Raw genomic sequence first — 14030 nt, forward strand, 5'->3', positions numbered from 1 at the left:
ATTGAATGAAAAAAGACTCTCCTACGTACTCGCTTTCACGAGACAAGGAGAGTCTTTTTTTGCTTGAGCCGAAGAGAATATGATCACGACAATTTTGGTGTTGTTCTACTTGATGCCAAGTCTCATACGATAGCTGAACAGGATATCCAGTGTTCTGCCTTCAAAATGATTCTCTACCAGCTTCACGAAGCGAGCTATATCGTCGTCAAGCGTTCGATTGCCAAGTTTGAAAAGACTCTGAATCCCCCCTTGGCTAAGAGCGAGCCCAGTATAACGAGCAGCGTCACATTGCTCACGATTGTGGAAGACAATCTCCCGAGTATAGCGAAATTGTCCGCTGCGGTGCAGATTAGCTAGATGCTGATCCTTACTCCATTTATGAGCTCGTTGCTCTACTGGCGCTTCCTGTTCCAAAACGCCATCCGCTTTGGTGATAAGCTCTGTATAAGCTTGCTCTATCTGCCATTGCAGCACTGGAGGCCAGTCACAGTCAAAGGCCGCAAACACACCGCCTTGAGCCAAGACCCTGCCTGCTTCCTGAAGCGTACTCTCGGGGTCCATCCAGTGAAAGGATTGAGAGCAGGTAATGACGTCTACAGTGCTGTCCTCAAAGGGCAGGTTGTTGGAGAACCCGCTCTCGAAGGAAATAGCTCCTGCCATTGTCGTTCCTGCTCTCTCCAGCTTGCGCTGCGCTATTCCTCTCATGTCCGGGTTAGGCTCGATGCCGACGATTCGCTGAGCGCTGTCTTTCCATATGAAGGTTGAAAGTCCGGTACCGCAGCCAATATCGGCAACTAGCTCTACGTTCCGATCCAGATAGCGGCTGATGATTTCCACCACGAGTGATGGCGCTTCTGGACGGTGCTGATCGTAGTTGTCGGCAAAGCCATTGAAACGATCCACATTACTTTGCAGATTTCCCTCAGGAATCATAGGGTCTTTTCCTCCTTAGCTTCGGCCGGGCGACCGAACAAATTCCGATGTTCTGTACTCTTACATTGTACAAGTTTATGTGCTTAACCAGCTACTTTTGTGTTTTCACAACATCATCGGATTTCGGTGGAGGAAAGTCTCCTATTTTATCATTGAAGCAAGCGCCCACTCACGCATTATGGAGTCAAGCATTGGACGCAAATCTTCGCGCTGCATGCCCATGTGGAGCACCGCTTCCAGATAGCCGGCTTTATCACCAATATCATAGCGTGTGCCCTCCAGTTCCAAGGCGAGCAGTTGGTTCTGCAATGCTACTTGATGCAGAGCATCTGTCAATTGGTATTCACCGCCCGCTCCAGTGGACATATTATCCAAAATGGAGAAAATAGAAGGCTCCAATACATAGCGACCAATGACGGCCTGCCGCGAAGGAGCATCTGCTGGAGCGGGTTTTTCAACAAGTCCGCCGACTTCGTGAATAAGACCATTCTGGCGGATAGAGTCAATAATGCCGTATTTACTTACATCCTGTTCTTCCACTGTACGCACGCCGACCACTTGCTTGCCAGTGGCTTCGTAAACATCCATCATTTGACGAATCGCCGGAGTGGAGGAATTCATAATATCATCGCCCAGTAACACGGCGAAGGGCTCATCGCCAATGAACTGACGTGCGCAGCGTACCGCGTGCCCCAAGCCGAGCGGCTCTTTTTGACGGATATAGTGAATGACTGCTTTGCCCCCGATGCTTTGTACTTCACGCAGGAGATCATATTTACCCTTGCTCTCCAGTACTTGCTCCAGCTCTACGGACTTGTCAAAATGGTCTTCGATGGCTTTTTTATTACGCCCCGTAACGATAATGATGCTCTCAATTCCGGACTTGATGGCTTCTTCTACGATATATTGAATCGCTGGTTTGTCTACGATGGGAAGCATTTCTTTCGGTAAAGCTTTCGTAGCTGGCAAAAAACGGGTACCTAAACCGGCGGCAGGAATAACGGCTTTTGTAATTTTTCTCATAGGGACTCACTTTCCTTTCGGGATGGGGAACCGAACACCCAGTATCGGCTCCCGATATAATTGATGATCATTCCGGTTGCAGTGGCGATCAGCTTGCCTAAAGCAAGCGGCAGCTCGGTTTTAGTGTGAAGCACTTGCAGCAATAAAGAGGTTATCCCCAATACGATGAGGTTGATTACGATAAATTTGAGTAATTGACCTTTGTTTGTGTTGTTAGCTTGTTGTTTGCTGAATGTCCATTTGCTGTTCAAAATATAACTGTTGGCTGTGCCGCAGCTGTACGAAATGATCTGCGCCACCACGACCGGCACTCCGGTCCAAGCCAGCAGCATGAAAATGATATAATCTACACCCGTATTCACCAGACCTACGATGCCAAATCGGATCATAGGAAGCAGCTGGGCTATGCGACTATTCATGGATTAGGCTCCATGGCCGGATTTGGGTCCAGTATATGCCGCGCTGTTGCCGCGCACTGTGCGTGCACCCGAAATCAGGCTGTCACGGGCTCCTTGCATGTACAGGGAGTCGCGTTGTTCAGGAACATTCATAGCATGCGTCGGACCGTTATCGTATTGTCCACCCAAACGCTCACGGACAATGTAGAGCGGACGCGCTTTGGTTTCGTCATAAATCCGTCCAATATATTCACCCATAATACCGAGGATAATCAGAATCACCCCGTCGAAGATCAGGCTGATGCTAATCATGGATGACCAGCCTTTCATCACATAGGAATCGGTGAAAAGATTAAGAAACAATACATACATCAGATACAGGAAGCCGGACATGGACAAAAGTGCGCCGATATACCCTGCCAGCTTGAGCGGCTTAATCGAAAAGGATGTGATCCCGTCGAGACTGAGCTTGATCATGCGTTTTAGCGGATACTTGGTTTCGCCTGCGAGCCGCTCATCGCGCTCATATTCAACAGCGGTTTGTTTAAAACCGATCCAACTGACCAGGCCGCGTACGAATCGGTTATTTTCCGGCAGTCGTTTCAATTCATCTATGACCTTGCGATCCATTAGGCGGAAGTCCCCGGTGTCAACCGGGATATTAATATCCGTTGATGCTTTAAGAACGCGGTAGAAGAGGCTGGCAGACCATTTCTTGAAGCGAGTTTCGCCATTGCGTTTGAGCCGTTTGGCGTAGACGACTTCATAGCCTTCCTTCCACTTGTTAGCCATCTCAACGATCAGTTCCGGCGGGTCCTGGAGGTCGGCGTCAATGACGACGACCGCCTCTCCCACCGCATAATCCATCCCGGCGGTAATAGCTAGCTGATGACCAAAGTTGCGAGAGAAATCAATCAATACAATCGTATCATCTCTGAGACTGAATTCCTTAATAAGCTGGACGCTGCGGTCCAAACTTCCATCATTGACGAAGATTAGCTCGTAGGGCTCTCCCATTGAGCCCATGACTTGTTTCAGCCTCCGATAGGTTTCCGTAATAACGGCTTCCTCGTTGTACATTGGAATAACTATGGAATAACGGATAGGTTCACTCATTCGTAGTTCCTCCTCATTTATAATGTGATTTCGTATAAAGTACCGCTTCCGCCACGCTCGTCTCCGCCAGGTCCACCTTGGCCATTCTGAGCGCTCGCATTGCTGTTTGTGGTGTCGTTTCCGCTGTCGGTTGCTTTCGCTGCTGTACTTGTTTCCCCTGTTGTTGTTTTCCATTCATCTGTAGGGATTACTTTGCCGTGTTCCTTGATCCATGCAGTGACTTCGGAGTTGCCGCCATCCGGTCCACCGCCGCCACCAGAAATCATAAAGTATTTCACTTGCCCACTTTCAACCAGCGCCTTGATTTTATCGACGGTATAGACCGGATCGGAAGACACAAAACCGTTCATAATAATTACCTTTTGTCCGGCTTCGATCAGGTAAGGAGCGGCTGTTGAATAATTACTTGCTGCGAAAAGATAGGTTTCACCTGTGTTGTTTTTTTGCAAATAGCTCAACGTTTTTTGATCTAAACTTTGACTGCCGTTCGGGCCTCCCATTCCTCTGGAGCGGGTAGAAGATCTCTGTTCCGTGTCAGTACTTGTTTGTGTGCTTGAAGTATTTCCGTCAGAGCTGGGATTGTCTGCATTATTGGTCTGGTTATTCGCTTGAATTCCTTCAGCTTGTTGTCCATTGAAGCCTGAACCTCTGTTGCCATCATTGCGGCCTGGCATTCCACCACCGCCGCCAAATTGAGTCGGTCCAGCTTGTGGAATCATGCTGTTCCCCCCGTAGACGATTGGTGTCAATGCCCAGTACACAGGACCGATAAACATAGCGAGTACACTTGCAATAATGGCATATCTTGTGAACTTCTCGGATTTCATTCGTGCTACTACCAGAAGTGCTGTGCCGATGATCCCTACGATCAATACCGCGATGGACCAGCCGCTACCGATGGTGTCGTTGTAATTTTGCAGAATGAACCAGCTAAATACCGATGTTGCCAATACTGCCACGGGTAATAGCCAGGAGAGCCAGTTGGAACGCTCACGATACTGCTGCCACAATTCTACGAATCCTGCTCCGAAGAGCGCTGCAATCGGTGGTGCGAGCATAATCAGGTAATAATGATGGAAGAAACCTGCTACGCTGAAAAATGCAGCTGCGGGAATCAACCAGGCGAGCCAGAAGATAACCTCTCTATGTTTCTGTGTGATATTACGGCGTCGAATACCGGCAAGCAAGCCGATGGAAGCAATGATTACGAACGGAAGCAGCCAGCTGGCTTGGCCTGATAGGGAAGATTGGAACAACCGCAAAGGCCCCTTTTCACCAGTACCGAACATGCCGCCACCGGAATTTCCACCCGGGCCACCACCAGGACCACCCTGTCCGTCTCCACCAGGAGCGCCTTGTCCGTTCCCACCGAATCCGCCCGGTGGCATTTGACCACCTGCACCAGGTCCGCCTGCTGTCATGTTGTTGGCACCAGAATCATATGTAGTGGTAGTGCTGTCGGATGATGGAGTTGTCTGGATCTGATCCGTGTTCGTATTGTTGCTATTGGTTGCAGCGTTGTTGTTCTGCTCTGAGCGTTGACCGCCACGATTTCCACCTGTTCCCTGATCTCCTGTCAGGCGGGACAGGCCGTTATAACCGAAGGCCAAATTCAGTACAGAGTTGGTGCCGCTACTCCCCATATAAGGACGTTCATCTGCTGGAGTGGAGTCCACTATGACTGCCCAAGAGAGCGATACAATCAAGAGGACTACTGCCGAGCCTGCCAACGTAATTGCTTTACGTTTCCAGTTAAACTTGGAAGCCAGCAGATAGAACAGGCCCAACGCCGGAACGATCATATAGGCTTGCAACATTTTTTCGTTAAAGGCGATGCCGACGACTGCAAAAGCAGCCAGGATCAACCCGGTTTTGCTATTTTTAAGGCCTCTGAACAACAGCCAGGTTGCGAGCAATAATGTGAAGACCAACATAGCGTCAATGTTATTCGTGCGGCTAACCGCTACGGCTATCGGTGTCGTTGCCATGGCGAAGGCAGCCAGGCGTGCGGCCAGTGTACCAAAGCTCGGTTTGACGAGTAAGTAGATGAGCAAGACCGATCCGACCTGAGCCAGCGCCTGTGGCAGGATTACGCTCCATCCGTGAAGCCCGAATATATAGGCGCTCAACGTCTGAATCCAGAACACCACTGGCGGTTTGTCTACCGTTACCGATCCTGCAGAATCAAGTGAGGCGAAAAAGAAATTATGAAAGCTCTGCAGCATGCTTGCTACTGCCGTCGTGTAGTAGGTGTTTACGTATTTGTCTTGCCAGATGTTGTATCCGTTCAAAAATGCGGATATCAGCATAATGATGATCAGGGGGAGGTCCGCCCTGGTCTTGAACCATTTCTTAATCATGTTCATTCCACTCCCTGTGAAAATTCTTTGTTTTTATTCCGTTGTTCTAGCCGCTATCTTCAGGACTGCGGAATGACCAGTCGCTTCCGATCTTGGCCCGGTGAACTACCGGCTTGCTATTATCATGCCATACGTACCTTAATGAGTTCTGAGCGCTCCCTGAACGTTAGCTGAAAGCTGAGATGAGGTGCTTTTTTTACGGCAGGATTCAGGTATATTAGATACAGGTGAAAATGAACCGACTTTTAATGTGAGAAAAATGCGCCAATATGAAAGGGAAGATTAATGATGAAACCAATACACGGAGTTAAGATTATGCTGGCGGACGATGAGCCTCATATTTTGCAATTTTTAGAGCTTGGACTGATTAATGAAGGGTATGAAGTCAGAACCGCCGAGAACGGGAGTGCAGCGCTCGATCTGGCTAGAGAGTTTCGCCCGCATGTAGCGGTGCTGGATGTGATGATGCCGGAAATGAACGGTTTTGAGGTATGCCAAAGTCTTAAGGAGACAGAGGATAACATCGCAGTCATTATGCTGACAGCCAAGGATGATGTGGATGATCGGGTAAAAGGACTCAAGCTCGGCGCGGATGATTATATCGTAAAGCCCTTCAGTTTTAATGAGCTGCTGGCTCGCATCGAAGCGCGTTTGCGAAATCAGTTCCCTGACCTGTTGGGGGAAGTGGTTCACGGACCCTTTCAAGTGGATGACCGACGGAAGGAGATTCGCTATCAGAACCAGGTGCTGGAGTTATCGCCTACCGAATACGAACTATTGAAGTTTCTGGTGTTGAATCACGGAATTGTGCTGAGTAAAAGTCGTATTTTGGACCGAGTCTGGGGGTACGATTTTGGGGGCGAGGATAATATTGTGGAAGTGTATATTCGCTCCTTACGTGAAAAACTCAAAGATAAGGAACATCGGGTCATTCGGACGCTGCGTGGTGTTGGGTACCGAGTGGATTTGTTATGAAGGCGGGAGGGAAAAGTCGGAGAAAATATGCGCTTCGTTCTCTCCGGTCCCAGCTTTTGGCCAGAACCTTACTCATTTTGGCTTTATTGCTCGTATTGATCGGTTTTCTCCAATACTTTTTAATGAAAGATTTTTTGTATCGCAGTCGGGCGGAAGCTATGGATACACAGCTGAATTCAATACCTGCCGACTTATTGATTAAGGATTCGCAGGAAAAGAGCGGGGCTGGGGTCACTGTTCCTCAAGATGAGACCAATCGGAGAAGTAATCGACCGGGACCATTTCTGTTTTGGCCGGATATGTCGCTTGCTTCTATAGGTATAGACGGCACCTTCCAGAGCTTGTCCAATGAAAATGGACTTAAACCGCCGCGCCTCACCACTCAGCAGTATCAAGCAATGCAGCAGAGCAAGCGCATGCGTCACGGCTATCAATTAATTACGGATGCTCAGGGAAAAGAGCAGCTGGTTGTGTTTCGCCCACTCGGACCACCAGACCGTTCGTCAGGGTTACTTCAAATGGGCGTATCCACGAATTCTATGCAGGCGCAGTTGATCAATCAACTCCGCACCTTTATTTTATTGTCCCTGATTGCACTTGCGATTGGTTTAGCACTTATGCTTCCTGTGCTTCGCCGCACATTGGTTCCTCTTTCCAGAATGGTCGAGGCAGTCAAACGTATTGATGCGGGCAATTTGGACGAGCGCTTTGACGCAGAGCAGGGTCAGTATGAGGTAGATCGCTTGGCAGTTTCATTTAATGGAATGCTGGAGCGGTTGGAGCATTCTTTTGCTGCCGAGCGGGAATTGCAGATGCAAATGCGACGATTTATTGCGGATGCCTCCCATGAACTGCGTACCCCGCTCACATCCATTCACGGTTTCTTGGAAGTGCTGCTTCGTGGAGCAGCATCCAATCCAAAGCAGCTCCAATCAGCACTAGAGAGTATGTATGGTGAATCCAAGCGGATGAATAAGCTTGTCTCTGATTTGCTATTGCTGGCTAAGCTGGATCGAACACCAGAGTTGAAGCTGGAAGATATATCGCTAGATGCATTGCTGCTGGAAATGAAACCGCAGCTCCTTATGCTGGCAGGCACACGTAAGGTAGTTTTTGATATGACAGCAGGTGTACGGGTATTGGCAGAAGGCGATAAGATCAAACAAGTCGTGCTTAACCTGTTTCACAATGCTGTTCAACATACCGATATGGAGAAGGGCGTGATCCATGTCAACCTATCGGCTGGTAAGAAACTGGCAGATATTCAAATTCGTGATAATGGACCCGGCATGGAGAAGGAACAGCTGGAGCGGATATTTGAGCGATTTTATCGTGGAGATGAATCACGTACACGCAGCTCAGGTGGAGCGGGCCTTGGTCTGGCTATTACACAATCGATCGTGGAAGCTCACGGTGGGAGCATTACAGCTGAAAGCACACTGGGAACGGGGAGTATATTTAAAGTAACGCTGCCTTTAGCAGGAACAGTATAGTATCGCAGATTATGGTCTAACATAAGAATAGCCCCCCAAACCGCGACTTTGGTTAAATAACGGCTTGGGGGGCTTTTTTAATTGTTAGTTAATCAGCGCAGCTTTTTGTAAAAGTACATGCAGCACCTTGGCAGATGCCTCACGTGTTGTAGGTGCATTCGGCTGGAAGTAGGAAGAGCCTTTGATCGTGGCTCCGTTAATAATACCTGCTGCACTTACTTTTTCAATACTGTCCTTGGCATAGCCTGCAAAGGATGAAGTATCATGGTACGGTGTGCGTGCAGGACCATCGGTTGCTGTTTTGATTTGAAGCAAGTCCACTGCTTTGCCCAGCACAACAGCAATTTCTTGACGACTGATATTTGCTTGCGGATCAAACTTGTCGTTATTGCGACCTGTAATCAATCCGGCCTCATAAGCGGCTGCCACATCCCCGGAATACCAGCTACCTGCCGGAATATCACTGAATGGTGCAGCAGTACCTGGTGTCAGGCCAAGTGCCCGGGTGATCAAGGCTGCAAATTCTGCACGCGTCACGTTTTGCTTCGGTGAGAATGTTGTGTCGGTTGTGCCGTTAATTAGCAACTTATTCGCTAGCGATCGAATTTCGGATTGGGCATACGACGATGAAATATCTTCAAAGCTAACAGGACGTGTCGCCGCTGCATACGTGGAGAAGCCTGGACGACTTACCTTAACGATGGTAGATCCATCAGCTTGCTTGGTGAAAACGGATGGAACGGGATAGACATTTCCATTCGCCGTATAGAGCACACCGGCTGTATTAGGATCAATTTGACCAGGTACGGTAAAGGATCGGCTAATGAACTGTCCTGGGACCACTTTGAGCGGTTGACTCTTGCCACCAGTGACAACGTTGACCTCAAACCCTACCGGGGTGCCGATCACATTCGAGCCTTTAAGCTTGCTTGTAAATGTGCCGCTCGCCTCTGCCTGGCTACTGATGACCACTTCAATGCCTGCACCTTCAGGTGCATTTTTTAGAGCAGATACCGGCAATGCCAGGGAAGAACCTGTATTGCTCACAATCAGGCTGCTTCCTGCTGCGGCTTTGCCCAGTGTTGCCAGCTGTGACGAAGTGAGTGATGCCTTAGTCGTTTGGCCTGCTTGGCTAGTAGCCGACAATACGATAGCTGTCGGACTGGAGCCAGCTGCTGTCACGGTAGCCTGCAGATCTGCATCAGCTACTGTCAGTGACTGTACATTATTGTTTAACGCAACGGCTGTAGGCACAGCTTTTACAGCTTGTCCTTGCTTCACTACGCTTTGCAGCGAAGGTGCAGATGTAGCGACAGGGGTGGATGTATTCGTTGCAGCAGAAGGTGTAGTATTGCTTCTGCCGCCACCTCCACCTCCGCCGCCGCTACTACTACCGGAAGCGGCACTATTATCCACGCGGATCGATTTCGTGGCAGTGAACAGTTTAGGACCATCGGTATTACGTTCAACTTCTCCCTTTTCATTCAGTTCTGGAGAGCTGACTTCCAGCTTGTACACGCCATCCTTCAAGTGTTGAATAACCGGCTGACCGTTAGCATCCAGAACAGGCTTGCCATTCTCATCAAATTCAACATAACTTCCGTTAATCCCCTTAAAGGAATATGCGCCTTGTTTGAGGCGAGCGTTAGCTCCTTGTTCTTTGGTAGTGGCAATCCCATCAATCAGACCGATTAGCTTATCATCTAATCCGTATACATAGAGCGCGATCTGATTGGTTTTATCTGTGGTCAGACGGAAAGCCAAATCTGTTGTGCGCTCCGCACCTGTACGACTTGGATAAATAATCGGGTTCGTGAAACTTAGATCCTGCAAGCCGAAACCTGTCGTTGGATTTTCTTTGCCGACATACACAACGAACGGAAGATGAAGTGTCGGCTGTCCAGCGCTTTTTAAAATAACTTCTCCTTCATATACACCTGTAGCTGCACTCGAACTTGGTTGTACAGACAGGAAAAACGGTTGTGACTTGCCAGGTTCTGCCGTGATGGCTCCATTCGCGCCAACACCCTGCAACTGAACGGCAATGTTGCTCACATCAGGGGTAGCAATAGGCTTAGTCGGATCAGAGGTGACATTATCATGTAAAACGTAGCTGGCTTCATACTGCACAGGGTTTGCGGATAAGTTTTTGAGCTGAAGCTGGATCTGCTTCGCATCACTACCCGGTCGTAACACCCCGAAGCTGGCGGAAGGATTGTAATTCACAACCTCCTGCCGATTAAAGTTCTTGTCAAGAATCGTAATCTTTTCAACGGTTTCCAGTAGGGCTGGAGTCTGAATCGCATTTGCAATGTTTACAAGACCTGCACCTTGGGAATACACATCATATTGGATTTTATCCTCATCAAAGAGTGTAACCGAAGTGTTTGCCAGAGCAGCGCGGATATCAAACGGTGTCCAGTTCGGATGCTGCTGTTTCAGCAGCACGGCAAGTCCAGCCACATGCGGAGATGCCATACTCGTTCCGTTGCTGCGTTTGTAAGCTTGCTCATAGGATGCATCCGGATAGAACTTGGCGAAGGCAGGGTACGTCGACATGATGCTAACCCCTGGTGCGCTCACGTCCGGTTTGATGCTCAGCAGTTCATCGCCATTGGGTCCGCGGGAGCTAAATCCCGCCATGGTATTACCAGGATTGTCAGTACGACGATACTCTTCTCCAAAAGCAATAAAGAATTTTTGTTTGTGGTTTTGGCTTTCAATGATTTGTCTTGCCAGTGCTCTACCTTCTTTTCCTGTCATGTCAAAGGTAGGGATATAATCTACATTGTCTCCTTGATTTGAATTAATGTAACCATCGTAACCAGGGATAGCTTCACTCAGATTGGCTTGTGTGCTGTCGCCAGATTTTGCTTGACCATTAAAAATAATAATAGCCTTTACACCATTTTGTTGTGCGTTTGCGATCTTGTCTACGAAGCCCAAGACGCCACGCGATACGATCACAACCTTATCTTTTACATCTTTAGAAGTGAAATCATCTGGATATCCCAAATTGGCATAAACTAATTCCAATGGTTCTGTCCCCAAAATAGAAGAAAAATCCTCATGAAATGTTTGCCAAGCCATCATATTAAAATTGTAATAGGTATCTGATGTAACTGTTAAAGGCTTTTCATCATCACCATAGGTTACAAGATTGACGGATGCTTTATTTGAATAGCTATGGCTCGGCGAAGTGGCTGCACCAACGGAAATCGCTAGCTGGGATGTTGCGGGAGAACCCATGGAATAAAAATAGGGTCCTTGTTGTGCAGCGTTACCGTTCGCGATGACCGCGACTACCCCGGAAAGTACCGCATTATTGATGGCGATGGCATCCGGGGAGTTGGGATCCTTTTCAGAATCTGAACCTAGCGACAGGTTGATGACATTCATGCCATCCTTGACAGCACGTTCAATACCGTCAATGACCTGAGCCGAGGAACCGGAGGAACGACCGGTCTTGGTATTGCGTCCAAGCACCTTATACACATATAAGTCCGATTTATAGGCAATGCCTTTTTGTACAATATCCGAGGATTTATTTGCAGCTTTCCCGGCAATGGTACCGGAGACATGAGTACCATGTGTCGTTCCACTAAAACCTGTGCCGTACGGATCATTCTCTTTTTCAAGGAACGGTTCCTCGTAAGGGTCGTTGTCCTGTTCAAAAGAGTCATATCCGCCTTTGTAGGCTTCTTTCAAATCTGGATGCTCATAATCAATACCGGTATCAATAACCCCGACCTTGATTCCCTCGCCATGCAATCCTTTGGCCCAGGCTTCAGGCACACCAATTTGGTCCAGTGGTGCATTGTCATAAGTGGCTTCATTGGCTGTAAGTGTTGGTGGGTCCTGCACGGGGATGGAATAATATGTTTTGTTTTCGTGAATGGATTTAACGCCTGGTAGTTTAGCCAATTCTGGAATTTTATTGGCTGGCACTGTAACCTCCAGTCCGTTAAGCACCGTATTGTACTGGTAATTCACTTGAAGGGAAATGCCGTGCTCAGCGGCTTGGTCTACGAACGTTGTTTGCTCGGTGGCGATCGCAGATTCGGCTTTTTGCTCGGATTGAGCGGTGAAAGCTTTGGCGCTTGAACGTGCGGCATATTTGTCCACAGCTAGGGGCTCACCATCAAGCTGTACGATGACTCTGACCTGACGAGAGGAGTCTGTGCTCAGCTCAGGTGAGATAAAGGCTGGAGCCGACTCAATAGTTAATGCTTCCTGAGCTTTTAAAAATGAGTCGATTGGCAGATCTGCAGTAGCGGCAGAACTGAAAGACGGTAGAGATAAGCTTACCGTCAAGGCAAGAGCGAGTGATACGACAGGTATTTTTTGCAAAATAATCGGCTTTTTCAAAGATTTCCCTCTTTTCAATCAAAATATGATATCTCTACATACTAGGATTTGAAGCCACTGCCGTTGTTCTCACGCCTCCCTTAATATCTAAAATAATAGAATTGACCACTGGTGACTAACTTGCCAGTTTTGAGGCATATCTTACCATATTGGTGGGATATATTACTATATGTTTTTTATATTTTTAGAAAAAATAAGGTTAACTTCACATATAGATTCCATGGAAATGTTATGAATTTACTAGATTATTTTTGAAATCAATCGAAGAGGAATGGGAGAATGCAAGATTTAATGATATAATCTGCATTGGAATTGTTGAGGTTACACAATCACGTAAAATGCTTAAGGTGAAGGAGTCGATTATGTTGGCAAAAACATTGATTTTTGGGCATAAAAATCCGGATACGGATACCATTTGCTCAGCTATTGCTTATGCAGACTTGAAAACCAAACTGGGCGCGGACGTAGAGCCGGTTCGTCTGGGCGAGGTTAACGGGGAAACGCAGTATGCGCTGGATTATTTCAAAGTGAGCGCGCCGCGTTTGGTTGAGCAGGTTGCTAATGAAACAGACAGCGTCATTCTGGTCGATCATAATGAACGCCAGCAAAGCGCAACTGACATTGACAAGGTGCGCGTAACTGAAGTCATCGATCACCACCGGATCGCTAACTTTGAAACAAGCCAGCCGCTGTACTTCCGTGCTGAGCCAGTAGGTTGCACAGCCACCATTTTGAACAAGCTCTACAAGGAAAATGGTGTAGCCATTCCCAAAGAAATCGCAGGTCTGATGTTGTCCGCGATTATTTCTGATTCCCTGTTGTTCAAGTCCCCGACTTGCACAGATCAGGATGTAGCCGCTGCCCGCGAACTGGCTGAAATTGCTGGTGTGGATGCAGACCGTTACGGTTTTGACTTGCTTAAAGCGGGTGCTGATTTGAGTGGCCACACGATTGAGCAGTTAGTAAGCTTGGACGCCAAAGAATTCCAGATGAATGGACGCAAAGTGGAAATCGCACAAGTGAACGCAGTAGACGTAAACGACGTATTGTCCCGTCAAGCTGATCTGGAAGCTGCTTTGTCCCAAACCATTGCAGCCAAAAATCTTGATCTGTTCTTGTTCGTCGTAACAGACATTGTGAACAGTGATTCCATTGGTATTGCGCTGGGAAGCCAGGCTCAGGCAGTTGAAAAAGCCTACAATGTACAGTTGGATGACAACAAGGCTGTTCTGAAAGGCGTCGTATCGCGCAAATCGCAAATTGTACCTGTATTGACTGAAGCTTTTAACAGTTTGTAATGATAAAAAATAAGCCTCCTGAACCCGACTGCATGAGGGCAGTGGAAGTAGGAGGCTTATTTTTAT

Annotated in this window: 9 protein-coding genes; 3 read left to right on the forward strand and 6 right to left on the reverse strand. The window is 47.9% G+C overall.

Annotated features, from left to right (window positions below; genetic code table 11):
* Nucleotides 1-105: 105 nt before the first annotated feature.
* The 5 genes from MKX36_RS01595 to MKX36_RS01615 form a co-directional block, all read right to left on the reverse strand.
* Nucleotides 106-933, reverse strand: a complete 828-nt coding sequence (locus MKX36_RS01595) for a class I SAM-dependent methyltransferase (RefSeq protein WP_017425699.1) — start codon at nt 931-933, stop codon at nt 106-108.
* 141 nt (nt 934-1074) lie between these two features.
* The gene (gene galU / locus MKX36_RS01600) at nt 1075-1956 is read right to left on the reverse strand and encodes a UTP--glucose-1-phosphate uridylyltransferase GalU (protein ID WP_340864099.1); all 882 of its coding nucleotides are present in this window, start codon (nt 1954-1956) and stop codon (nt 1075-1077) included.
* On the reverse strand, nt 1953-2375 hold the full coding sequence (locus tag MKX36_RS01605; RefSeq protein WP_340864100.1) for a GtrA family protein: 423 nt from the start codon (nt 2373-2375) through the stop codon (nt 1953-1955). Before MKX36_RS01605 ends, galU begins: the two co-directional genes overlap by 4 nt.
* A gap of 3 nt (nt 2376-2378) precedes the next feature.
* Nucleotides 2379-3470, reverse strand: coding sequence for a glycosyltransferase family 2 protein (locus tag MKX36_RS01610; RefSeq protein WP_340864101.1), 1092 nt, complete (start codon nt 3468-3470; stop codon nt 2379-2381).
* 17 nt (nt 3471-3487) lie between these two features.
* On the reverse strand, nt 3488-5830 hold the full coding sequence (locus tag MKX36_RS01615) for a glycosyltransferase family 39 protein (protein WP_340864102.1): 2343 nt from the start codon (nt 5828-5830) through the stop codon (nt 3488-3490).
* Between the two features lie 288 nt (nt 5831-6118).
* On the opposite strand from MKX36_RS01615, the gene MKX36_RS01620 reads away from it, so the two are divergent.
* Both MKX36_RS01620 and MKX36_RS01625 read left to right on the forward strand, forming a co-directional pair.
* Nucleotides 6119-6805, forward strand: a complete 687-nt coding sequence (locus MKX36_RS01620) for a response regulator transcription factor (RefSeq protein WP_340864103.1) — start codon at nt 6119-6121, stop codon at nt 6803-6805.
* Nucleotides 6802-8298 (forward strand): sensor histidine kinase, encoded by a 1497-nt coding sequence (locus MKX36_RS01625; RefSeq protein ID WP_340864104.1) that lies wholly within the window; start codon nt 6802-6804, stop codon nt 8296-8298. The genes MKX36_RS01620 and MKX36_RS01625 overlap by 4 nt, the downstream gene beginning before the upstream one ends.
* Before the next feature lie 84 nt (nt 8299-8382).
* Here the strand turns inward: MKX36_RS01625 and MKX36_RS01630 are convergent, their stop codons facing one another.
* Nucleotides 8383-12666: a S8 family serine peptidase gene (locus MKX36_RS01630; protein ID WP_340864105.1), complete on the reverse strand. Its 4284-nt coding sequence runs from the start codon at nt 12664-12666 to the stop codon at nt 8383-8385.
* A 362-nt stretch (nt 12667-13028) separates the two neighbouring features.
* Here MKX36_RS01630 and MKX36_RS01635 point away from each other — a divergent pair, with 362 nt between their 5' ends.
* Nucleotides 13029-13964, forward strand: a complete 936-nt coding sequence (locus MKX36_RS01635) for a manganese-dependent inorganic pyrophosphatase (protein WP_340864106.1) — start codon at nt 13029-13031, stop codon at nt 13962-13964.
* Nucleotides 13965-14030: the final 66 nt, after the last annotated feature.

The sequence above is a fragment of the Paenibacillus sp. FSL W8-0439 genome, from assembly GCF_038008995.1.
Lineage (GTDB): Bacteria > Bacillota > Bacilli > Paenibacillales > Paenibacillaceae > Paenibacillus > Paenibacillus polymyxa.